Annotated in this window: 18 protein-coding genes; 2 read left to right on the top strand and 16 right to left on the bottom strand. The window is 43.6% G+C overall.

Going from position 1 to position 23,364, the window contains the following annotated elements:
• Nucleotides 1-108 precede the first annotated feature (108 nt).
• The 3 genes from clpX to tig form a co-directional block, all read right to left on the bottom strand.
• Nucleotides 109-1,389, bottom strand: a complete 1,281-nt coding sequence (gene clpX, locus BCU12_RS11605) for an ATP-dependent protease ATP-binding subunit ClpX (protein ID WP_102404409.1) — start codon at nt 1,387-1,389, stop codon at nt 109-111.
• A gap of 81 nt (nt 1,390-1,470) precedes the next feature.
• Nucleotides 1,471-2,097 (bottom strand): ATP-dependent Clp endopeptidase proteolytic subunit ClpP, encoded by a 627-nt coding sequence (gene clpP / locus BCU12_RS11600; RefSeq protein WP_102404408.1) that lies wholly within the window; start codon nt 2,095-2,097, stop codon nt 1,471-1,473.
• Nucleotides 2,098-2,199: 102 nt separating this feature from the next.
• Complete coding sequence (tig, locus tag BCU12_RS11595) at nt 2,200-3,507, bottom strand: trigger factor (protein ID WP_102404407.1); 1,308 nt, start codon at nt 3,505-3,507, stop codon at nt 2,200-2,202.
• Between the two features lie 541 nt (nt 3,508-4,048).
• Between tig and BCU12_RS11590 the strand changes: the two genes are divergently transcribed.
• On the top strand, nt 4,049-5,866 hold the full coding sequence (locus tag BCU12_RS11590; RefSeq protein ID WP_102404406.1) for an ATP-binding protein: 1,818 nt from the start codon (nt 4,049-4,051) through the stop codon (nt 5,864-5,866).
• The gene (locus BCU12_RS11585; RefSeq protein ID WP_102404405.1) at nt 5,859-7,202 is read left to right on the top strand and encodes a sigma-54 dependent transcriptional regulator; all 1,344 of its coding nucleotides are present in this window, start codon (nt 5,859-5,861) and stop codon (nt 7,200-7,202) included. The genes BCU12_RS11590 and BCU12_RS11585 overlap by 8 nt, the downstream gene beginning before the upstream one ends.
• A 99-nt stretch (nt 7,203-7,301) precedes the next feature.
• Here the strand turns inward: BCU12_RS11585 and BCU12_RS11580 are convergent, their stop codons facing one another.
• From BCU12_RS11580 to BCU12_RS11520, 13 genes are all read right to left on the bottom strand, one after another.
• The gene (locus BCU12_RS11580; RefSeq protein WP_102404404.1) at nt 7,302-7,535 is read right to left on the bottom strand and encodes a DUF2789 family protein; all 234 of its coding nucleotides are present in this window, start codon (nt 7,533-7,535) and stop codon (nt 7,302-7,304) included.
• Nucleotides 7,536-7,664: 129 nt separating this feature from the next.
• A complete protein-coding gene (locus BCU12_RS11575) occupies nt 7,665-9,026 on the bottom strand; it encodes a TRAP transporter large permease (RefSeq protein WP_102404403.1) in 1,362 nt (453 codons plus the stop codon).
• Nucleotides 9,027-9,029: 3 nt separating this feature from the next.
• Nucleotides 9,030-9,749, bottom strand: coding sequence for a TRAP transporter small permease (locus BCU12_RS11570; protein ID WP_102404402.1), 720 nt, complete (start codon nt 9,747-9,749; stop codon nt 9,030-9,032).
• Nucleotides 9,750-9,843: 94 nt separating this feature from the next.
• Entirely contained in the window at nt 9,844-10,839 is a 996-nt protein-coding gene (locus BCU12_RS11565; RefSeq protein WP_102404401.1) for a DctP family TRAP transporter solute-binding subunit, read from the bottom strand.
• A gap of 591 nt (nt 10,840-11,430) precedes the next feature.
• A complete protein-coding gene (gene ugpC / locus BCU12_RS11560) occupies nt 11,431-12,543 on the bottom strand; it encodes a sn-glycerol-3-phosphate ABC transporter ATP-binding protein UgpC (protein ID WP_102404400.1) in 1,113 nt (370 codons plus the stop codon).
• A 5-nt stretch (nt 12,544-12,548) separates the two neighbouring features.
• Entirely contained in the window at nt 12,549-13,406 is an 858-nt protein-coding gene (locus tag BCU12_RS11555) for a carbohydrate ABC transporter permease (protein WP_102404399.1), read from the bottom strand.
• Nucleotides 13,403-14,326 (bottom strand): sugar ABC transporter permease, encoded by a 924-nt coding sequence (locus BCU12_RS11550; RefSeq protein WP_102404398.1) that lies wholly within the window; start codon nt 14,324-14,326, stop codon nt 13,403-13,405. Before BCU12_RS11550 ends, BCU12_RS11555 begins: the two co-directional genes overlap by 4 nt.
• A 157-nt stretch (nt 14,327-14,483) precedes the next feature.
• Entirely contained in the window at nt 14,484-15,731 is a 1,248-nt protein-coding gene (locus tag BCU12_RS11545) for an ABC transporter substrate-binding protein (protein WP_102404397.1), read from the bottom strand.
• A 153-nt stretch (nt 15,732-15,884) separates the two neighbouring features.
• Nucleotides 15,885-17,330 carry an ATP-binding protein gene (locus tag BCU12_RS11540; protein ID WP_102404396.1) on the bottom strand — a complete coding sequence of 482 codons (1,446 nt, stop codon included), beginning with the start codon at nt 17,328-17,330 and terminating at the stop codon, nt 15,885-15,887.
• A 33-nt stretch (nt 17,331-17,363) separates the two neighbouring features.
• Complete coding sequence (locus BCU12_RS11535) at nt 17,364-18,089, bottom strand: response regulator (protein WP_102404395.1); 726 nt, start codon at nt 18,087-18,089, stop codon at nt 17,364-17,366.
• 1,294 nt (nt 18,090-19,383) lie between these two features.
• Nucleotides 19,384-20,082 carry a response regulator gene (locus BCU12_RS11530; RefSeq protein WP_102404394.1) on the bottom strand — a complete coding sequence of 233 codons (699 nt, stop codon included), beginning with the start codon at nt 20,080-20,082 and terminating at the stop codon, nt 19,384-19,386.
• A gap of 25 nt (nt 20,083-20,107) precedes the next feature.
• Nucleotides 20,108-21,727 (bottom strand): ATP-binding protein, encoded by a 1,620-nt coding sequence (locus BCU12_RS11525; RefSeq protein ID WP_102404393.1) that lies wholly within the window; start codon nt 21,725-21,727, stop codon nt 20,108-20,110.
• Nucleotides 21,714-23,249, bottom strand: a complete 1,536-nt coding sequence (locus BCU12_RS11520; protein WP_102404392.1) for a hypothetical protein — start codon at nt 23,247-23,249, stop codon at nt 21,714-21,716. Before BCU12_RS11520 ends, BCU12_RS11525 begins: the two co-directional genes overlap by 14 nt.
• Nucleotides 23,250-23,364: the final 115 nt, after the last annotated feature.

The raw sequence follows: 23,364 nt of genomic DNA, 5'->3' as shown, positions 1-23,364 counted from the left end.
CGTATGACTGATTATGAATATATGGGGATTATTATTTTGGATTCAATAACAGATACAAAAAAAGGAGGTAAATGATTACCTCCTTTTAAAACAATTGCCTAGTTTAATTTAGTCAGCACCAGCGGCTTGATTATCCGTATTGCTATAGATAAGCAATGGCTCGGATTCACCATTAATCACTGTTTCATCGATAACGACTTTGCTTACGTCCGTTACCGAAGGTAATTCGTACATTGTTTCTAGTAGAACACCCTCTAAAATAGAGCGTAAACCACGAGCACCAGTCTTACGAATCATCGCTTTCTTGGCAATGGCTCTTAGCGCATCTTCTCGGAACTCTAACTCTACATTTTCAAGGTCAAACAAAGCACCGTATTGTTTAGTTAGTGCGTTCTTTGGCTCACATAGAATTTGAATCAGCGCTTCTTCATCCAGCTCAGTCAGAGTCGTCGTCACTGGAAGACGTCCGATAAACTCTGGAATCAGACCATATTTCACTAGATCTTCAGGCTCTACTTTCTTAAACAGCTCACCGACAGTACGAGTTTCATCTTTAGAGCGAACGTCCGCTCCAAAACCAATACCACTGCCTGTTTCTACACGCTGCTCTATAACCTTATCTAATCCAGCGAATGCTCCGCCACAAATAAACAGGATCTTAGAAGTATCCACTTGAAGGAATTCTTGTTGTGGGTGTTTACGTCCACCTTGTGGCGGTACAGAAGCCACCGTGCCTTCAACAAGCTTTAGCAACGCTTGTTGTACACCTTCACCAGATACATCACGAGTAATTGATGGATTCTCTGCCTTACGAGAAATCTTATCGATCTCATCAATGTAAACAATACCGCGCTCTGCTTTTGCAACATCATAGTCACACTTTTGCAGTAGCTTTTGAATGATATTCTCTACATCTTCACCCACATAACCGGCCTCGGTTAGAGTGGTCGCATCAGCCATCGTAAACGGTACATCTAGGAAGCGCGCTAGGGTTTCGGCTAACAATGTTTTACCACTACCCGTAGGGCCGATAAGCAAGATATTACTCTTACCTAGCTCAACACCTTCACTGGTGGTATCACCATTACGTAAACGCTTGTAGTGGTTATATACCGCTACAGCTAACACTTTTTTCGCGTAATCTTGGCCAATTACATAATCATCTAGGTGTTCACGAATTTCTTTCGGCGTTGGTAACGCTTCAGATTGCTTCTTAGGAAGAACATCCTTGATTTCTTCACGGATAATGTCGTTACATAAATCGACACATTCGTCACAGATGTAAACGGAAGGGCCTGCGATTAGCTTGCGAACTTCGTGTTGGCTTTTGCCACAGAAAGAACAGTAAAGCAGTTTACTGCTACCACTCTCTTTGCTTTTATCTGTCATTCGCTAACCTCTTAGCCTTTACTCTTTATGTTTGAGTGTATATCAAATCTACTCGAAATGCGTGAAACAATTCGGATTAAATCACTCAGCATTTCGTGTTAATACAGAATCAACTAAGCCGTATTCTACTGCCTGATCCGCTGACATGAAATTGTCGCGATCGGTATCACGTTCAACCACTTCTAAAGGTTGACCGGTATGCTCAGCAAGCAGCTTATTAAGCTTTTGTTTAATCGTTAGGATTTCTTGCGCATGAATTTGAATATCAGAAGCCTGGCCTTGGAAGCCGCCTAATGGCTGGTGAATCATAACGCGAGAGTTTGGAAGCACGTGACGCTTACCTGGTGCGCCACCAGCGAGTAGGAATGCGCCCATTGAGCATGCTTGACCCATACATACTGTACTTACATTTGGCTTGATGTACTGCATTGTGTCGTAGATCGACATACCCGCCGTCACGCTACCGCCTGGAGAGTTAATGTATAGGAAAATGTCTTTATCAGGGTTTTCAGATTCAAGAAACAGCAGTTGAGCAACAACAAGGTTAGCCATTTGATCTTCAACTTGACCCGTCAAAAAGATAATACGTTCTTTTAGTAAGCGAGAATAAATATCATAAGAACGCTCACCGCGGGAAGTTTGTTCAACTACCATTGGTACCAAAGCGTTTAGAATCGGTGACATTGCATTTTGTTCTTGTAAGCTCATATTATTATGTCCCTAAAATAAATGGTCCGGATGACAAGTATCATACGGACCATTGTTAGCAGAATAGTTCACGCTAAGTCAACTACCTACGCAATATTATGCTTACTGAGCTGGTTGCTGTTGGTTCATTAGCTCGTTAAAGCCAACTTCTTTTTCAGTAACCTGAGCTTTTGCAATGATTGCGTCGATTGCTTGCTCTTCTAGAGCAACGTTACGCATGTTGTTCATCATCTGCTCGTTTTGCTCGTAGTAAGAAACAACTTCAGATGGATCTTCGTAAGCCGTCGCCATTTCTTGGATGATTGCTTTCACTTTCTCATCGTCAGCTTTTAGCTCTTCAGTCTTGATTACTTCACCAAGAAGAAGACCAACCACTACGCGACGCTTAGCTTGCTCTTCGAACAATTCACGTGGAAGTTGTTCAGCTGCTTCAGGGTTACCGCCAAAGCGTTGAGCTGCTTGTTGACGTAGAGTAACGATCTCTTGGTCAATAAGTGCAACTGGTACGTCGATGTCGTTTTGCTCAACAAGGCCGTCGATTGCTTGTTCTTTGATGCGGTTTTTAACAGCTTGCTTAAGTTCACGTTCCATGTTCTTGCGAACTTCAGTCTTAAGTGCGTCAACGCCACCTTCAGCTACGCCAAACTTAGAAACGAACTCATCGTTGATTTCTGGTAGTTCACGAGCTTCAACTTTGTTTACTTTGATAGCAAACTTAGCGGCTTTACCTTTTAGGTTCTCAGCGTGGTAATCTTCTGGGAAGTTTACGTCGATTTCGAATTCCATACCCGCTGTTTTACCAGTGATACCGTCTTCAAAACCTGGAATCATACGACCAGCACCCATTTCTAGTGGGAAGTTCTCAGCTTTACCGCCTTCAAACTCTTCGCCGTCGATAGAACCAACGAAGTCGATAGTTGCGCGAGAACCTTCTTCAGCAGCTGTGTCAACTTCAGTCCAAGTCGCTTGTTGCTTACGTAGAGTATCGATCATCTCTTCTACGTCGCCATCTTTAACTTCTACTGCTGGTTTTTCAACAGAGATGCTTTCTAGGCCTTTAAGCTCAACTTCAGGGTAAACTTCAAAAGTTGCAGTGAAAACTAGATCTTCACCCGCTTTATTTTCAACTGGAGCAAATGTTGGTGCGCCTGCTGGATTCGTTTTTTCTTTAACGATAGCTTCGATAAAGTGACGCTGCATCACTTCACCAAGAACATCTTGACGTACCGCTTGGCCGTACATCTTAGCGACCATTTTCATTGGTACTTTGCCTTTACGGAAACCATCGAAACGACGATTTTTAGCGATGTTACGTAGTTCAGCCGTAACAGCATCTTCGATGTTCGCAGCAGGAACAGTAATATTAAGACGGCGCTCTAGGCCTTCTAGCGTTTCAACAGTAACTTGCATTATTTTTAAACCTCAAAAATGGCTCAGTAATCTGAGCAGGTGAGCCAACATCATAGAATCTCTATCAGTGGCTGCATCTTTGCACGGAAATAGACCGTACTTAGTTAAATTGAGCATCAATACCAGGAAAACCTAGCATTGGACTAATCAGCGATATCTTCTTTACCTTTATCAACGAACAAGATAGCACCATAGCTAACTTCGTTATCAATCTAGGCGAAGGTATCTCCTATTAGTCTCAAGACAAAATTTTAGACGCAGCATTCTAACGGGCGAAATCAACACTGTCGAGATTTTCACGGCGATAGGATGATGCATAAGTCTAATTTCTTGACTGACTGCTTTAATTTCCACCATTGGAAATCCATCTTTGAGTTAATTTGGGGGCTTTAGATTCGATTTCAAGAGAAATAGCCGGTTTTTTTGGTAAAAATGGTAAAAAGAGATCTTCCTCCTGTTTCACACCACATATTCACTACGATTTTCACTCAACTTTTACATCAACCATTAATCTAGAGAATGTGATCATAGGGAATGAACATTGAGAATACGAAACATAAATATCACCTTCATCGCACTCTTCATTATTTGTGCCATCATTGGTAGTAAAATAGTCTGGGACCAACGAACCCAAGTGGTCTACGAAGGACATAATGCGCAACTGGAACGATTTTCAGAATACATCACATCAAAATTAGACAAGTACAACCATATACCGCAATTGTTATCCAAAGATAAAGAGCTACAAGACGCCCTTCTTGCGCCAAGCAATAGCGCACAGATTGAGGTGACAAATCGCTATTTGGAGCAAGTGAATAAGGTCATTCAAGCGGCTGATACCTATTTGCTAGACAAAGATGGTACGACAATCGCGGCCAGTAACTGGAATATCTCGCGCTCATTTGTTGGCCGTAATTTCGCTTGGCGACCGTATTTCATCAATGCTATTCAAGGCTCCACCAGCCAGTATTTCGCCTTAGGGTCTACGTCTGGCTTGCGTGGCTACTACTATTCGTACCCCATTTCTCACGCTGGTGAAATCATTGGAGTGACCGTCGTGAAAATGGACCTTTCTCTCATAGAAGAGAGCTGGAGAGGCAAAGATAACTTTTTTATTGTCACCGACAAAGACAACGTTGTATTCATGTCAAACCAACCTGATTGGTTGTTTAAGAGCCTAACGACTCTCAGCGATGCCCAACGCAGTCGAATCAAGAATAGTCGCCAGTATCTAGATACAAACATCCGTTCATTAGGATTTAGCGGCCTACTCTCGGCTCATCAGGGCAAACTTACTAATCCTCATAAAAGTGATTTGCTAGGCAGTTACCTCTACTCATCAAATACACTGTCTAAACTGCCATTAACCATCCGTGTACTGACCTCTCAACGCGCGATTGTTTGGAGTGTTCTAGGGTTCATCATCATTCTGGCGTTAGTGTTCAGCGTGATTTACCTTGCAACTTTGTTGATTCATAACAGACGACTGAAGCACCGACAGCTTGAGCAATTACAAAATGAAGCGAAGCAAAAACTAGAGTTTCAAGTTATGTCACGAACCGCTGAGCTGCATGCTGAAATCGCGGAACGTGTTCGAACCGAGACCACGTTGAGACACACTCAAGAGGAGCTCATTCAAGCAGCCAAGCTAGCGGTTCTTGGTGAGATGTCAGCCAGTATCAGCCATGAGCTCAATAACCCGTTAGCCGCAATTCGTAGCTTTGCTGATAATGGGAAACAATTCTTGAGTAAGCAGAAGCTCGACAGAGTTGATGACAACCTCACTCGGATTTCATTATTAACAGAGCGTATGGCGAAAATTAGCGATCAATTGCGCTCATATGCACGTAAAACCGAACTGGACGATCAATCTTTATTACCCGTCGAGCCCGTTTTAAGTGCCGCAGTGGAGCTGATGTCGCCACAGTTAAAAGCCAATATGATCAAATTTTCACGTTCGACTCAACCTAATCTTCCAGAGGTTAGTATCAATCGAATTCAGTTGGAGCAAGTGCTTGTAAATCTGCTCACCAACGCGATACAAGCGTTGGACGGACAAGCTATAAAAAGCATCTCAATGAATGCCTCATTTGATGCGTCGTCCGTGACGATTACTATTGATGATGATGGGCCTGGAATTGATGCCCAGACAGCAGACCAATTATTCGCCCCATTTTTTACCACTAAGAAAAATGGATTAGGATTGGGGCTTTCTATCTCGCAGCAGATTATCGAAGCGATGAACGGAAAGTTAAGTTACCTGCCTTCGCATTTAGGTGGCGCGTGCTTTTCCATTAAGATCCCACGCTCACAAACCCTCACTATAAACTCAACACCAGAAAGGAACGGCGATGAGTGATGTATTTTTTATCGACGATGAAATTGATATTCGCATTGCTATCGAGCAAAGCTTTGAACTAGAAGATATTAGTGCCAGTTTTTTTGCCTCTGCCGAAGAAGCGTTGCTTGCTATTAAATCCGCGGGCTCGCCAAAGGTCATCATCAGCGATATTTGTTTACCGGGTATTTCAGGAGAGAACCTGCTTTCCACAATTTTGAAACAAACCCCAGACATTCCCGTCATCCTAATTACGGGTCATGGGGATATTTCAATGGCGGTGTCTGCGATGCAAGCTGGCGCCTATGACTTCATCGAAAAGCCATTCTCAACCGCAAGGCTAATAGAAACCGTTAATCGAGCTATCGATAAACGCAATCTCACCATTGAAAATGAAGAACTCAAGCGCTCTCTTAAAGCCAGCCAAATCCTAGGCCCTAGAATTATTGGGGACACGCCATCGATTAAAAACCTGAGAGACACCATTAGTCACGTCGCCGATACTCAGGCAGACATCCTGTTGTTTGGAGAAACGGGAACAGGCAAAGAGTTGGTTGCCCGCTCACTGCATGAACAAAGCGGACGTAGAGAAGAAAACTTTGTCGCCATTAATTGTGGCGCGGTTCCTGAGAATCTCATCGAGAGTGAACTCTATGGGCATGAAAAAGGCGCGTTTACTGGCGCCGATAGCCACCGGATAGGCAAACTCGAGCACGCTCATAACGGTACTTTGTTCTTAGATGAAATTGAATCCATGCCGATGCAAGCTCAAATTAAGCTCTTAAGAGTATTGCAAGAACGCCAATTTGAACGAGTAGGGTCTAATACGCTGCATTCACTGAATATTAGAGTGATTGCCGCGACGAAAGTCGATCTTAAAAAAGCGGCCAAACTTGGCTCATTTCGAGAAGATTTATACTATCGACTGAACGTTGTCACTCTCGACTTGCCGCCGCTACGTGAACGAAAAGAAGACATCCCTTCCCTCTTCCACCATTTTCTTCTAGTGGCCGCTGCGAGGTTTGGCAAAGCCGCTACCGCACTCCCCAATGCAGAACTCGGTAAAATCATCAACCATGATTGGCCGGGGAACGTTAGAGAGTTACGAAACACCGCAGAAAGGTTCGTATTGCTTGGGCAATTAGGGTTACTCAATGAAAATGATATTCAAACCAGCGACGCTTCATCATTGTCCCAGCAGGTAAGCGAGTTCGAAAGAAGTGTGATAGAGCAAACTTTGATTCAAACGAATGGCAGCATCAAGGAAACAATGGCTCAATTAGAGCTGCCCAGAAAAACGCTTTACGACAAAATGCAGCGGTATCAACTGACAAAAGAAGAGTACAAATCGGATTGATTCCGGAAATTAGACATTCGCGAGATACAAAAAAAGAGCAGTAACACCTTAGCGTGTTGCTGCTCTTTCTACATCGGTTAGCCATGGGCTAGATACTTATCAGTGATGCAGCAGTGCGTCTAGTTGGCCAACGACTTCCGCCCAATCCGCGTCCTCTTCTACCGCTACTTTAAGAAAGTCTGCTTGAGACTTCGACCAAAACGCCGCTTCATGTATCACCTGCCCAGCCGTCATTCCATTATGTTCCGCAATAAAGTCTTGGATTTCAATTTTAGAGCTACCAAGCCCCAACTGGTTGAACAGCTCCGTTATCGAATGTTGATGCATTTCCATAGGTTCACCTGTCGTTTGCCCAAGAGCACATAAAGTTAACTATAGAACAGTCCTATCTAGAAAACCGACGGCTCAAATGATAAAAAGCCCCTACTAAATTCGTAGAGGCTCATAAGGGTTTACCCGTCGTTATTTGGTTATGATTTCAGGCCCCATTAACGTTGTTGGTAGCCAGGTTGAAACCCAAGGAACGTAAGTAACAATAATAAGGAATAAGAACATAACCCCTACCCAAGGTAGCGCCGCTTTGACGACATTCATCATCGACATTTTAGCCACCCCAGCGGTCACAAATAAGTTCAACCCAACAGGCGGGGTGATCATCCCTATCTCCATGTTCACCACCATCATGATACCTAGGTGAATAGGGTCAATACCAAGTGCAATCGCAATAGGGAAAACCAGTGGTGCCACAATGATTAACAAACCTGATGGCTCCATAAACTGGCCGCCGATCAAGAGCAGTACGTTAACCACAATCAAGAAAGCGATTGGGCCCAGACCGGCAGATAGCATAGACTCAGTGATCATTTGTGGAATACGTTCTTCGGTTAGAACGTGCTTTAAGATAAGTGCGTTGGCGATGATAAACAATAGCATTATCGTCAGTTTACCCGCGTCATAAAGGGTATGCTTCGTGTCTTTATGAACAAACGTCTGGAAGATTTTGACTAGGACGGGTTTGGTATTATTTTTGTCAGCAAACGGCCCCATGTCTTTATAAATAAAGTTCGCAATGAAAAAGGCGTAGACCGCAGCGACCGCAGCCGCTTCTGTTGGCGTAAAGATACCACCGTATATCCCGCCAAGGATGATAACGATCAACAGTAAGCCCCAACTCGCGTCTTTTGCAGCGGCGAAAGTTTCTCCCCAACCCACAAAAGGTTGCGCCGGAATTTTCTTAATACGAGCCGTAATGTAGATCGCGATCATCAGCATGACGCCCGCCAACAGTCCAGGTATAACACCACCGAGGAACATTCGGCCGACCGAAACATCCGTCGCCGCGGCGTACACCACCATAACAATCGATGGTGGGATCAAAATACCCAGCGTACCCGCATTACAGATAACCCCTGCTGCAAACTCTTTGGTGTAGCCATTTTTCACCATACCAGCGATAACAATACTACCAATTGCAACAACGGTTGCAGGTGATGACCCAGAGAGTGCCGCGAACATCATACAGGCAACAACCGAAGCCATGGCTAGACCACCACGGAACCAGCCCACCATCGCGATAGCGAATCGAATGATCCTTTTCGCCACGCCACCTGTCGACATAAAACTAGAAGCCAAAATGAAGAACGGTATTGCTAGCAAGGTATAGTGCCCAGCAAAGGCGTTGAATAAGGTTTGTGCCACAGACGCAAGTGAAGCATCAGAGTGCATCAACAGGAAAAGGATGCTCGATAAGCCTAAAGAAATTGCGATTGGCACACCCACCAACATGAACGCAATCACCATTAAAAATAGAAATAACATGGCCATTGATCAGTCTTCCTTTCCGTTTGATTTAATATCAGATTTCGATTGATTACTTGAATCAAGTGGCGCGGTGGCCATCTCATCAGAACCCGCCAAAACATCCGCTTTCAATGCTTCGAGATCTTCTTCGGCTTCATGCCCAGCGATCATACGATCCAAGCTTCCGTTGAAAATCTGGTAAGCGATCTGAATGAAACGAAAAGTCAGCAATGCCATACCTATCGGTAACGCCATATAAGGGATAAACCTTGGGAGTTTCTCGTATCTCTCGCCTTCATTTAGCCAATCAGATAAAAACTGAAGCATTTCGGGCATTGGAATATCATCGGTCTCGTACCAAGCTCTTTCCGTGGCAAACGGGTACCAGTAATTCCATGAACCGATGAGCAGTAAAATTGAGAAAGCAAGGCAGGAAACAACCGCGATCACAGCATACGCCTTACGCAGTTTTTCAGGCGCCATATTGATGACCACATCGACGCCAATATGAAAGTGCTTTTTAACGCCATAAGACGCGCCCACAAGGACCATCCAAGCAAACATGAAGACGGTGAGCTCTAATGCCCACAAAATGTTGTCATTAAAGGCATATCGAAAGACGACATTGGCAAAAGTAAGGAGAGTCATGGCCCCCAAGAAAAAGGCGATTAATGTCTCTTCAATGGCATCTGTCACGTTGCCTATTTTTTGTAACCGAGTCGGTTTTACAAGATTGGTCTGTTCCATGAGATTGTTCTATTCCATGAGATTAGGACTTACACTCACTGCTAATAATAAAGCAGCAAGAAAATGCGCCTACAACACGTGCAGGCGCAATGGCTTAGTTGTTTGAAGCAATAGCGGCTTCAATGAGATCTGAGCCAATATCTTTTTCGAATTTATTCCACACTGGTTTTAGCGCTGTCACCCACTCTTGACGCTGTGCTGCCGTTAGAGTGCGAACCTCACCACCGGCTTCGATGATATTGTTACGGTTAGCAAGGTTAACTTCTGACGATTTTGCATTACGTGTCGCCGTCACTTCTTGGATGATCGTGCCCAGTTGATCTCTGACATCATCAGGTAGGCCCTTCCAGAAATCGTTTGATGTCACGACAAGGTAATCCAAAATACCGTGATTGGTTTCCGTCACACCGTCTTGAACTTCGAAGAATTTCTTACCGTAGATATTTGACCAAGTGTTCTCTTGACCATCGATAACTTTGGTTTGCAAACCACCATACACTTCTTTAAATGACATCTTTTGTGGGTTTGCGCCTAGCTGTTCAAACTGTGCAACAAGTACGTCTGACGCCTGTACGCGAAACTTCAGGCCATCCGCATCTTGAGGTGAGATAAGTGGTTTATTAGCCGACATTTGCTTCATGCCGTTATGCCAAAAAGCAAGACCTTGAAGGCCACGTCGTTGCATTGCATTCTTAAGCTTGTCACCCGATTCTGAGTTTTGGAAGCGGTCAACCGCTTCTACGTCTTCAAACAAAAACGGCAAGTCAAAAATACGGAATTTCTTCGTGAATTTCTCAAACTTAGACAAAGAAGGCGCAGCAAGTTGAACATCGCCATTTAGCATCGCCTCCAGCACTTTATTGTCGTCATACAGTGTTGAGTTAGGGAAAACCTGCATACAAGCTTTACCATTCATTTCCGTGTTTACACGCTCTTCTAGCAAGGATGCAGCAATCCCTTTCGGGTGCTTGTCTGTATTCGTCACGTGGCTGAACTTGACCACGATTTCGCCTGGATCACAATTTGCGGCAGCATTAAAACTGGTCAGTGCCAGAGCAGAGACAGACAGTAGGGTAAGAGGTTTAAACATTATTATTCTCCTTAGTTATAAACAGCACCATCTATGGGCTGATACCTATCTAAAGAGCAATTAGCGCGCCAACTGATAACAATTTCTTTACACGCCTTTATTTACAAGGCATTAACAAATATTCAACCGTCTAACTATTGGTTTTTGAAACTCAAGCATTGGAAAAGTGGGTGGAAAATGACCCATACTTTTCGTAAAGATGGGGCAGAAATGACTCAAGCAACAATGAACAATGAGCAAAACCATTGACGGAAACACGTTATGAGTAAGCACGTTACGAATAGGCACAAAAAAGGTGAAAGCTGGGAAGGAGAACCAACTTTCACCTAGTTTTAGGTGTTTTGCCCTGTGTTTGTTAGACACCGTTATTTTTATGGGCACCCTATAGTATTAACGCTATTTACGCTTTTATCATTAGGATTTTCTTGTCCTTTTAAATAACGCGACGATTAAAGCGAAGTGCACCTTCCCCCAAGCATAAAATACCTGAAAACTCCCCCGAATATTTCAGCCATGACATACTGAGGAATACCTCACGACCAATTTGAAGGTGCACCTCTAAAACGAACTCTCTACTTAATGTTATGTCTTTTAAAAATCGATGCGTTGCTCGGTATTCGCATCAAAGAAAACCGCCTTTGAAAGGTCAAAGTGCAGCGGCGCAGTTTGACCCACGCTCACTTCGCATTCAGGAGAGAGGCGACAAGCGACTTCTTGATCATTCACTTTGATCATCGCAATCGTATCGGGCCCTGTCGGCTCTAGAACTTCGAGTTTCAGATCCAACAGCGTTGAAGCCGTTGTATCTTCACTTTGTGAGTCACTGATATGCTCAGGCCTTAAACCAATCACCACCTCTTTGCCATCTTGCTCACGCATCGATTGTGGTAGCTTAATATGATGCGCCTGATCGTTAGACCCGGTCACACGGATGATTGGCTGATTCTCATCATCCAAATCGACCACGGTTTTGATAAAGTTCATCGACGGTGAGCCCATGAAGCCAGCCACAAACATATTATTCGGTTTGTTGTAGATCTCTTTAGGCGTACCCAACTGCTGCAACTCACCGTCTTTCATTACCGCAATACGGTCGGCAAGGGTCATCGCCTCAATCTGATCGTGAGTAACATAAACGATGGTCGTGTTGAGTTTCTGGTGTAAGCGTTTAATTTGGTGACGCATCTCAACACGCAGTTTTGCATCAAGGTTCGATAGCGGTTCATCAAAAAGGTACAACTTAGGTCGACGAGCGAGTGCACGCCCCATCGCGACACGCTGTCTCTGTCCACCTGATAACTGTGACGGTTTTCGGTCAAGAAGCTGTTCGATTTGCAGCATCTCAGCCACGCGATTCACTTCTGCATCGATCTTAACTTGCGGCATTTTTCGAATCTTCAAACCAAAGGCAATATTGCCTCGTACGGTCATATTTGGGTACAACGCATAAGATTGAAAAACCATTGCGATATCACGATCTTTGGGTTCGACACTCGCAACGTCTGTTCCATCAATAACAATTTCACCTTCATTGATGCCTTCAAGGCCAGCGATGGTGTTCATCAGTGTCGATTTACCACAACCTGACGGCCCGACTAAGATTAAGAATTCACCCGAGTCGATACTGATATCGATGCCTTTTAGTGTTTCTTGGTCCGCTTTTGGGTAGGTTTTGCGGATCTGCTTGAGTTCTAAAGTTGCCATAATAATTATCCTTTTACCGATCCCGCCGTTAGGCCTCGAACAAAGTATTTTCCTGCTAAGACATACACGACTAATGTCGGCAGTGCTGCGATGATGGCCGCAGCCATATCAACGTTATATTCTTTAATGCCTGTACTGGTATTCACCAGGTTATTCAAAGCCACTGTGATAGGTTGAGTTTCAGAGCCTGAATAGACCACACCAAATAGGAAGTCATTCCAGATTGCGGTGAATTGCCAGATAACCGTGACCATGATGATCGGCGTAGAAAGCGGTAACAAAATCTTGAAGAAAATGGTGAAGAAACCAGCCCCATCAAGTTTCGCCGCTTTAACCAATTCATCAGGAATACTCATATAGAAGTTTCTGAAGAATAAAGTTGTGAATGCCATGCCATAAACCACGTGAACAAACACTAAACCTGTTGTGGTGTTGGCTAAGCCCAATTTGCCTAACACGGCAGCCATTGGAAGTAGAACGACCTGAAACGGAATGAAGCATCCGAATAGAAGCAGACTAAAAAATAGGTTTGAACCTCTAAATTGCCACTTTGTCACCACGTAACCATTGAACGCGCCAAGCAATGTTGAAATCGCGACTGCGGGTACAACCATTTGAAAAGAATTCCAAAAATAGCCTTTCACCCCTTCACATTTCACGCCTGTACACGCGCTGTCCCATGCTTTATACCAGGCATCGAATACCCATTCTTTTGGCAGACTCATTAGGTTACCCGCCTTAATGTCAGGCAAGGTCTTGAATGAGGTGATCACCATGACAAACAGTGGCATCAAGTAAACTAAACAGAAGAAAATAAGTGTCGAGTAAATAAACAGGCGACCAAAATTGAGTTGGTTACTCATGATTTTTTCTCCCTAAGTTCAGAATAGAGATAAGGCACTAGAATCGCTAAAATACCTGCAAGCATCATCATTGCACTTGCCGCCCCTAACCCTATCTGGCCACGAGTAAATGAGTGCGCATACATGAATAACGCCGGTAGATCTGAAGAATAACCAGGGCCACCTGCGGTCATCGCCGTGACTAAATCAAAGCTCTTAATCGCAATGTGCGAGGTAATGATCACCGCACTGAAAAACACAGGTCGTAAGCAAGGCAATACAATTTTTAGGTAGATAGAGGGTAGCCCTGCACCATCAATCTGCGCCGCTTTAATAATGGATGAATCAATGCCACGTAGACCGGCTAGAAACATCGCCATCACGAAGCCTGACGATTGCCAAACCGCTGCGATAACTAAGGTGTAAACCGACATTTCAGAGTTTACGAGCCAATCAAATTTGAAATCGATAAAGCCCCAATCGTGCATCATTTTTTCGATACCCAGGCCTGGGTTCAAAATCCATTTCCAAGCGGTACCCGTGACAATAAATGACAGGGCCATTGGGTAGAGATAGATCGTTCGAATCGCGCCTTCACTGCGTATATTCTGATCAAGGAATATCGCCAGCCCGACTCCAAGTAAAATCGCAACCAACATGAATAACACACCGAAGAGACCAAGATTGGTGATCGATGTAATCCAGCGGTCGTTTTCCATTAATTTTTCATACTGAGCCCAACCAACAAAGTTGAAGCTGGGTAAAAATCGAGAGTTAGTGAATGAAAGTGTGGCTGTCCAAAAAATGTAACCGTATATGCACACCACAGTGACGAGCATTGTCGGGGCAAGTACAATCTTTGGTAGCCAATTCTGCAGCCTATCGGCAAAGCTAGGCTTTACTGCTGGCTTCTTAGTTGACTGAGTCAAAACATGCTCCATAACGTTTCCTTGTTATATAACAACCCAAACCGCTCTTGTTTACACAGACAAAAAGCGCTTTGAAGAAGCGTGAATAGGTCATCACAACCTATCCACACTTGGGGGTATTACTGAGGCCTTTCATACTGAATGATTCAGCAGTAAGGCTACGGAAATGTTAGATAGCTGCTTTCACAGCTTTAGCTAGCTTGCCAGCCGCTTCTTTTGGATCCGCTTTTGGATCATTAAAGAAGTTCGTGACGACGTCATAGATCGCGCCTTGAGCGTAGCTTGTTGTGGATAGGCCGTGCGCCATACTTGGTACTAGATCACCCGTGTCGGCACTGGCTTTGAAAGTAGACATAGAATCCAGAGCACACTGGTCAAACTTAGACATGTCCATATCTAAACGAACCGGAATTGAGCCCTTGTTCAGGTTGAACACTTCTTGGAAGTCTTTGGTCAGAATGGTTTTTGCTAGATCTTGCTGTGCTTTCTGATTTGGACCTTCACCGAGTTCGAAGAACGCAAAACTATCGATGTTAAATGTGAACTGGCCATCCGTCCCTGGAGCAGGCGCACAGATGTAATCTTTACCTGGCACTTTACCTGCTGCCGTAAATTCACCCTTAGCCCAGTCACCCATGATTTGCATTGCGGCTTCACCATTAATCACCATCGATGTGGCTACATTCCAATCTCGGCCAGGTGAATTCGAATCAATGTAGTCACGCATTTTCTTAAACTTCGTGAAAACCTGTGTCATTTTGTCGCCTGACAACACATCCATATCAAGGTCAACAAATGCTTTGTTGTAGTCTTCGCTGCCCAATACTTCTAGTGCCACCGCTTCAAAAACAGTCGCGTCCTGCCAAGGTTGACCACCGTGTGCAAGAGGAATGAAACCGGCTGCCTTGATTTTGTCTGCCGCGACGAAGAACTCGTCAAGTGTTGTCGGTACAGAAACGCCTGATTTTTCCAGTACTTCTGGGTTTGCCCACAACCAGTTTACACGATGAACGTTGACAGGAACCGCCACATACTCGCCATCAAACTTCATGACTTTAGTGACAACCGAAGGAAGAATCGAATCCCACTGCTCTGCTTTTGCCGTATTGTCTAATGTCGTTAAGAAGCCTAATCCGCCCCACTCCTGAATATCGTGGCCTTTAATTTGAGCGGCAGAAGGTGGGTTACCTGATACTGCACGCGTTTTAAGTACGGTCATCGCACTTTCACCGCCACCACCAGCAACGGCGAAATCTTTCCAGGTGTGGCCTTGCTCTTCTAGCATTTCTTTAAGAACTGCAGCGGATTTTGCTTCACCACCCGCAGTCCACCAGTGAAGTACTTCAACTTCACCAGCTTGAGAAAAAGGAGTAGCAGCTAAGAGGGATAAAGTAAGTAGGGTTTTATTAATTTTCATTTTTATCTTCCATGTATTGGATTAGACGTCACTCTTCAAGAGTGTTACTTAACTTAAGTAAACGAGCATTCATGCCCGAACACTATTGAGTCTATCCAACTCATTCAAAAACTCTGAAACAAACCGTAACCTCAAGGTAACAAGTTTGTTACATTAAGCTTCTAACCCTCGTGGTATATAGATTTGTGCTTTTAACCCGCCTTTTACATCATTGCTAATTATGAGATCTCCGCCATGTCCGTGGAGTATATTTCGACAAATACCTAGGCCAAGGCCATGCCCACTGTCATCTGTTGCAATGCGGAAATAGGGTTCAAATACGGCTTCAAGCTTGTTTTCTGGTATTCCTTTGCCTTGGTCAGTGACCACTATTTTTATCCACTCTGCGGTTTGTATTGTGACTACCTCAGCCCTTTGGCCATACTTTACGGCGTTATCAATGATATTGGTCAGCACACGCTTAATCGCCAGCGGTTTTGCCACAATAGGCCTCAACTCAATCGGATAGAAAGTCACTTTCTCTTCATGTTGATTATGCACCTCAATCACAGACTGAATCACTTCTGCTATTTCAATATGGGCGTTATTTTCATGCAGGTCGGTATCTCTGACGCACTGCAGAGCGCCTTTCACCATGATTTCCAACTCATCCAAGTCTTTATTGAACTTATTTCTTTTCATATCACTTTCAAGTAGTTCTGCGCGTAAACGAAGACGAGTAATCGGTGTTTTAAGATCATGGGATATGGCAGAAAAAAGGTGCTCTCGATCGGATACGTAACGACGAATTCGACTTTGCATGCGATTGAACGCACGAGTCGCCGTCACCAGTTCACTCGCGCCTTCTTCTTTTAACGGTGGCTGATCGATGTCCATGCTCATTTCGTTAGCGGCTTTTGCCAACCTTTTAAGGGGTTTGACCTGCCGCTTCACAAGCAAATAAGTCAATAACAGCAAGATAAAGGTAGACAGTAATAAGAAGATAATCTGCTCTCGACCCAAAATCGTATCATCCAGTGTGACGTAAGGGGCAGGAAGCAAGGCTGCAATGTAGAGCCATTCATTCGTCGCAAGTTCAATCTGCACCACCAGAATAGGCGGCTTAATAGAACCCAGCGTTAGGGTATGGTGAGCCCAAGACTTAGGTAAATCACTCAAGTAGATGTCATTTTTGAGCAACCTTAAATGCTCTGGGCGCGAAAAATCAACGGAAACAGATGCCACCTTATTGAGCTTACTTTCAAGAACCTCTGTCACCGCGTTCACAGAAGTCAGCTTTAAGCGAGTATTAGGGATGGGGTCGACCGTCAGTTTTTCTTTGTTGAACGAAACAAAAAATCGCGTTCCACCCATATTTCGTATCTGGTCAAGCACGATGTGGCGATAATTAAAGGGAAGAGATTGGAAAAAGGTCACGGTTGAGGCAAACATCGTTGCCATACTCGAAGAAGCAGAATGTATCCCTTCTATCTCTTTCTGTTTCGATTCAGAATACCAAATAGAAGTGGCAATACCCTGCGCTATAACGACGGCTAACAACGTCAGCAACAACGTTCTCGCCACAAGTGAATTTGGTTTTACGCGTTGTTCTAAACCCATAACTGTCTCTAATTGTCGAAAAAGGCGACACCTTTAACTTTCGTGATGAACAGGCACAGCAAGAATGTAACCATTGCCTCTCATGGTTTTAATGTAGTGTGGGTATTTGGCACTGTCTCCCAAACGGTTACGCAATCGACTTAACTGCACATCAATACCTCGCTCGAAAGGCAGTGACTCACGCCCCCGCGTGGCGATGGATATGGTGTCACGATCAAGCACTTCATTAGGGCGACTGAGAAATAGCATCAACATTGAAAAATCACTGCCTGATAAATCGTGTGATTGTTGAGTCACCATGTTCTCAATTCGATGCGCTAACGTGTCTAACACCCAGTCACCGAATGATATCGATTTTGAAACGGCCTCAGACGCAGGCTCACTGCTCTGCACTCGTCTTAGCACTGCTTTTATACGGGCGATCAACTGCCTTGGATTGAACGGCTTGGCAATGTAATCATCCGCACCTATCTCCAACCCAATAATTTGGTCGGTCTCATCCGACACCGCGGTCAGCATAATAATGGGCACCGTAGAGGTTCGACGTAACTGCTGGCAAAGAGAGAAGCCATCATCGCCAGGCAACATTACATCAAGCAAGATCAGATCAGGGTATCCCTCATTCTCAATATACGCATGCAGGCTTTCACCATCTTCGACAGTAGAAACCAAGAACCCTGATTTATTTAAATATTCTTCTAATAACTCGCGAATCTCCAAATCATCATCGACGACGAGGATATGCATTTTTGTTCGCATCTTTGTTACCTAAGGTCAACAAAAGTTTTACGTAGTGTATAGATTAGACCGCTCATCACTTATTGATATTTCTATAAAGTTTGATTGCGTTACAGATACGGATCACATCTCTAACCTACCACTTACCATCAAGCTAACAGCTCACTTTAATGATGGAACTATACCCGCCTAAAGTAAAATCAATGATTCAACTAAGCCCTTTTTTCATATATGAAATAGGCACTTACACCCAGGATATATAGGAGAACTCGCACCTTAGTGAACATTAACCCATCGCTTTTCTGGCTGTTACTTCATCAAAAAGCATTTGTCGGGACAAAAATGAGAAACTCTGAGCACGAATGAAATTGAGAAGATGGATCTACTTTGAAGATAATTGTAATGGCTTGATCTTTTACCATTTTGTCGGGTTCTTATATCGAGCTATTTGGTTAGAAGCATTATCAGTAGGAGGAAACGGAGGTGTATGAGCGAAACGAAATACAAACTTGGAGACTTGGAGACTTGGAGAGAAGATACCTAAAATGATCAAACATTCATAATAGGCTTCTCCTTATCTTTACCACGTTCTTTACAACGTTGATTTTGCTAATGAAAACTTGAGCAATTAGATCGCAATCAGAACGGCAGCGATAGAAAATAGTGCAAAGAGACACGTACGGCTAACAACGCCTAAATTTGTTGGTTGAATCATTTCTTGATGTTCCATAGACACTCCGAGTTTTATTACAAGACCATTACAATATGATGAATTTCGGAAAACTTCTCAACCATATTAAGATTAACTTTTTATGACAGTGACTTAATTCATTGTAATTTTTTCTCTCGCTGTCGCATTTTTGACCCAAAACCGTTACGACCACCACGCTAACTCTCTTAAATATAAAAATGAAAATAATCGTGTATTGATGCACTTCTTCAATAGCTGCAGCAAGATTTGCTATTCATAAGGGTTTTTACCTACTTCCAATTCGCTGGATAGAAAACGGTGAAATGGCTACTGACAGGCTGATAACACTGATAAGCACCACACGGAAGTGTTGGGAAAAATACAAGCGCTTGAAGAAGCGATGACTCGACAAATAACAAAAGAGTCAAAAGAGACCAGAGAACTGCTGGACCTAAAAGCAGAGACATCGAGTACAGCAGAGAAAGCAGCGAGCTTAAACCTTGATACAGAGCTTACAACGGCGGCCGAAGCGCTCACCTCATTGACTTGGTCAACACCCAAGCAAGAGAATTCGCTGATTGAAAAGCTATGCACGCAGCAAAATCAATTGATTCTATCTAACTCTTACCAGGCCCCTGGGGCCAGTACATACCCTTTATTTCGAATGGTTTTAAACCTTGGACTCACATGATCGGTATCTTGGAGTTTTTTCCTTAGCTGGCTAATTCTGTTATCAATCCCTCTCTCTAAACCGTCAAAATCTCTACCAAACAATTCAATAGAAATCTGAGTTCTTGATAGAACCTGACCTGCATTTTTGGCTAGAATTTCCAACAAATCAAACTCTGCACTCGTTAAGCTTACGTCTGTTTCACTTAGAGTGACGGTGCGATTGACCGAATCTATCGACAACGATCCAAACTGGATCAGTGACTGAGTGGATTGAGCAGGAATGGATGTGCTTCGGCGCAAGAAAGCCTTAATTTTGGCTAACAGAAGTCGAGGTTTCACTGGCTTTATCAAGTAGTCGTCTGCGCCAACCTCTAACCCAACGATTTGGTCAATGTCATCTTCTTTGGCTGTGAACATCAGGATATAGCCACTGTAAAAAGGACGAACATCGCGGCAAATGCTCATACCGTCTTTACCTGGTAGCATCACATCGAGTAAAACTAGCGAAGGTTGATCCGACAATATTTTCTTCTCGGCCAGCAGTCCATTCGCTTCATATACCGCATTAAAGCCTTCTTGCTGTAAGTAGTCACATATCGACTCTGCGATATCGATATCATCTTCAATAACTAGAATACTTTGACGGTTCATTGATACTTCCACTTAGCCCATAACATCACACTTTGAAGGGAAGTGTAATCTTAACACTTACGCCCCCTGATGGACCATCCTCAATCCATACATTTCCATGATGCCAGATTACAATTTGCTTCACAATTGCCAGGCCTAATCCCGTTCCGCCAGAGTTCCTAGAACGAGAGTGATCCAATCGAAAAAAGGGTTCAAACACTTTTTCTTTATATTCGTCATCAATTGTCACACCGTCATTTTCAACGGTAATACAGCACTGCCCATTCAGTACCTGCGTGTAGACATTAATGGTTTTATCTGCGTATTTACTCGCGTTTCTTACCACGTTATCAATCATTCTTCGAAAGTAGAACGATTCGATAGGGAGATGAATCGCTCCCGATAAATGGTCTACCCTAATAGCGACTTCAGGTTTACCACCCACCCACTCTTCACTGATACGATCAAACCAAGAAGTCAGCTCCGTAGACTCCAACGTAAAGTCAGGTCGCTCTTGGTCAAAACGCGCGTATAACGCCATTTCTTCCGACATGACTCTCAGTTCTGATATGGCATTTTCAATGCGGTGTATCTGTTTCTCTTTATTTTTTGCCAATGGTGATCTGAGCAATTCAATAGAGAATTCCATTCTCGTCAGAGGTGTTCGCAACTCATGGGATACCGCACTGTTTAGCAATATATTGTTCTCATACAGTGTTTCAACTTTTTTCGCCATCTTGTTAAAAGTCGTCGCTAGACCATTTAGGTTACTGCCTTTTACGATATCAGCACGGCTAGACAAGTTGCCATCACCAAAACGTTTTGTCGCTTTGAGCAAAGAAAAAGATGTCGTCCACGATGGATGCAACCAAAGGATCAAGGGTAAGAATATCGACAACCCGAAAAGAAGGACAAAACGCACCAATAATGGTTCATTGATGATTTCTTCGATTAGACTGTTTAGCGGCCCAATCACAATAACACTGTCGTTATTGGGCATTTTCTGAAAAATATATTCTGGTATATCACTCTGATCCATCGGGTCTAGGTATTCAGACACCAGTTCATGACGACTTAGAGCATCACGTTGACGTTGTGAAAATCGCTCATCATTGAGCGTCATCATTTCAATCGAGACGGAAAAGTAATCATTTATTTCTGACACTCTGTCGGGCCAATGCGTTGATTTTACTGACATTAAATCTTGAGTAATGAGATTAAAAACAGCACTGATCTCGTCTTTTTGGGGCGTTCGATGAATAGGGGCTGCAGTATCGAGATCATCAATGACTAACGTCGTACCCGCATCGTCAATTTGGTGGTAAAGCTTCGATGAACTTGTATCATAAAGTGATTCTCCTTTCGCTAATCGTTGAGATTGCTGGTCTGTAAGAGCTAACAGAGTTTTATCTTTCAGCACCATCGAAGAGTAGAATTGTTTTTTCAGCCCAGCCAATGCTTCCGCCTGTTTATCCTTTTCAATCGAGGTTAGGTAATCCTTCAATAAATGAACAACGCCCGCAGATCGATAGGCTTCTATCTCTTGAGCAGTCCCAGAATAAGATCGCCAAAGTGAATTGAGGGTGGGAAGAAGGAAAGTAAAGCTGATAAACGCAGAAAGCGACACAATCAGAACGAGCTGAATCAATAGATTACGAAAGAACATTGGGCACCTCCAACATGACTGAGCAATTCAAATGATCATGTAATACTTGCCCTTTGTAATGTTGAGCAAGCAAAAAAAGAAACTCCTCATTCATACCCTTCAGCGTGTCAGTGTCGGCTCTCTCTTCACATTGGTACACCTTAATTTGTGTATGTGTGAGATTAGCCGTCACATAAAGCTCAAGTGGGTATGGCGAAGGTTTTGCAATACTCAACAGGCTCAAAATGGCCTGCTCGAAGAAGTAAGGGTCGATACAGGTCTGCATGCTCGAAAAATACTGTTTCTCAGAGAGGTCGACAAGCGTCACTTCCCTATCAAGCCTAATCTGCCAGTGTGCTATTTTTCTATTAATCCAGTCACTCAGTTCAATCGTTACGCGGTGGCTATTATCTTTTTCTCGGTTAAATTTCCCGATCAGTAAAATCAATGACGTCAAATCGCGCATATCGTTAAGCAGAAGCTCCATTTGATCGAGCCTATCTTCATTCCCTACCTCTTTTTTGTAGAGATCTAATTGATGCTCAATTTCATCAACGGGTTGACTCAAAGCATTAGAAAAAGTGTAAATTAGCTGCTGGTTGTCATGAAAAAGCTGCTCAGTTCTGTCTGCCATTTTGTTAAAGGTTCGTGCTTGGGGATTGAGCAAACTGGCAAATAAGATGGGTATTCGACTGGTATAGATTTGCTCACTGATCCGTTTCGTCGCAAGATCCAGACATTTCGCAGTGCGCCAGGTAGGTAACAGCCACAAAATCAACATCAAAGCATTGAACAAACCTAGCGCGAGTAAAACTGAGGTTATTCCAATCGCTAACTTATCTGAAATGAAGGGTGCAATCGGGCCACCAACCAAAACACGCCCATTTGACAATTGTTGATAAAAGCGATCAATGCCTGAGCCATACTCATGATCTCCTTGCACCAGCTCTGTCATGAGTTCTCCTTGCTTAAGTCGCTCCTTTTGTTCACTCGATAAGACGATCTCATCGAATGATTGGATGTCTATTGGGTAACGAAAATGAACCGTCAACTCTTCGGCCAATTCGTTCCATTGATCCATCGGTGTCTGCTCAAACCGCTGCGTTAATAAAAAAACCGTCCCCATGATTTCTCGTTGCGCGTACGACATCGACGATGTCTTGGGAATATCAGGATTACCGATGACCAGTACTCGTTCTGCATCCACGATTTTATAAGAATTAAGCGATTCAGGGTCGACCATGAAACCGTCTTCTTTCAGTAGGCTCACTTCAGCGCCAGTCAGATTGAGGTCGTTGAATCTTTTCATCTCAACTAAATAAGGGAAATTATCCAAACTTACTGGGGTTGATTGTTCATTCGTTGAATGGGCATTCAATTGCTCAGCCAATAGCGTTGCCACCCCTTGGCTTCTAAGTGTCTGGAATTTAACCATCGCAGGCTGCAACCAAACAGGCTCGAACATCGGCATGAGATAATTGGGAACAGAATAAAAGAGCAGCAACACGATGGTTAACAGCTGTACGATAAAAAAACGACTCAATATTTGTTCCTCACACCCTTAATATTCATCAATCCTATCATCACAATACAAGTAATTGACGAAATATATCGATTTTTGTCTTTTTTAAAAACACCTAAAACGTTTAATATCAATA

It is taken from the genome of Vibrio sp. 10N.261.55.A7 (genome assembly GCF_002877365.1).
GTDB lineage: Bacteria > Pseudomonadota > Gammaproteobacteria > Enterobacterales > Vibrionaceae > Vibrio.
The sequence above is the reverse complement of the archived record's forward strand: the minus strand, read 5'-3'. Positions and strand labels throughout refer to the sequence as shown.

Bases quoted from the DNA above. Each gene is read 5' to 3' on its own strand.
- BCU12_RS11570 (WP_102404402.1), bottom strand. From the start codon at position 9,749: ATGGAACAGACCAATCTTGTAAAACCGACTCGGTTACAAAAAATAGGC.
- BCU12_RS11555 (WP_102404399.1), bottom strand. From the start codon at position 13,406: ATGAGTAACCAACTCAATTTTGGTCGCCTGTTTATTTACTCGACACTT.
- BCU12_RS11585 (WP_102404405.1), top strand. From the start codon at position 5,859: ATGAGTGATGTATTTTTTATCGACGATGAAATTGATATTCGCATTGCT.
- BCU12_RS11545 (WP_102404397.1), bottom strand. From the start codon at position 15,731: ATGAAAATTAATAAAACCCTACTTACTTTATCCCTCTTAGCTGCTACT.
- clpX (WP_102404409.1), bottom strand. From the start codon at position 1,389: ATGACAGATAAAAGCAAAGAGAGTGGTAGCAGTAAACTGCTTTACTGT.
- BCU12_RS11550 (WP_102404398.1), bottom strand. From the start codon at position 14,326: ATGGAGCATGTTTTGACTCAGTCAACTAAGAAGCCAGCAGTAAAGCCT.
- BCU12_RS11565 (WP_102404401.1), bottom strand. From the start codon at position 10,839: ATGTTTAAACCTCTTACCCTACTGTCTGTCTCTGCTCTGGCACTGACC.
- BCU12_RS11525 (WP_102404393.1), bottom strand. From the start codon at position 21,727: ATGTTCTTTCGTAATCTATTGATTCAGCTCGTTCTGATTGTGTCGCTT.
- BCU12_RS11540 (WP_102404396.1), bottom strand. From the start codon at position 17,330: ATGGGTTTAGAACAACGCGTAAAACCAAATTCACTTGTGGCGAGAACG.
- clpP (WP_102404408.1), bottom strand. From the start codon at position 2,097: ATGAGCTTACAAGAACAAAATGCAATGTCACCGATTCTAAACGCTTTG.
- BCU12_RS11530 (WP_102404394.1), bottom strand. From the start codon at position 20,082: ATGAACCGTCAAAGTATTCTAGTTATTGAAGATGATATCGATATCGCA.
- tig (WP_102404407.1), bottom strand. From the start codon at position 3,507: ATGCAAGTTACTGTTGAAACGCTAGAAGGCCTAGAGCGCCGTCTTAAT.
- BCU12_RS11580 (WP_102404404.1), bottom strand. From the start codon at position 7,535: ATGGAAATGCATCAACATTCGATAACGGAGCTGTTCAACCAGTTGGGG.
- BCU12_RS11575 (WP_102404403.1), bottom strand. From the start codon at position 9,026: ATGGCCATGTTATTTCTATTTTTAATGGTGATTGCGTTCATGTTGGTG.
- BCU12_RS11535 (WP_102404395.1), bottom strand. From the start codon at position 18,089: ATGCGAACAAAAATGCATATCCTCGTCGTCGATGATGATTTGGAGATT.
- ugpC (WP_102404400.1), bottom strand. From the start codon at position 12,543: ATGGCAACTTTAGAACTCAAGCAGATCCGCAAAACCTACCCAAAAGCG.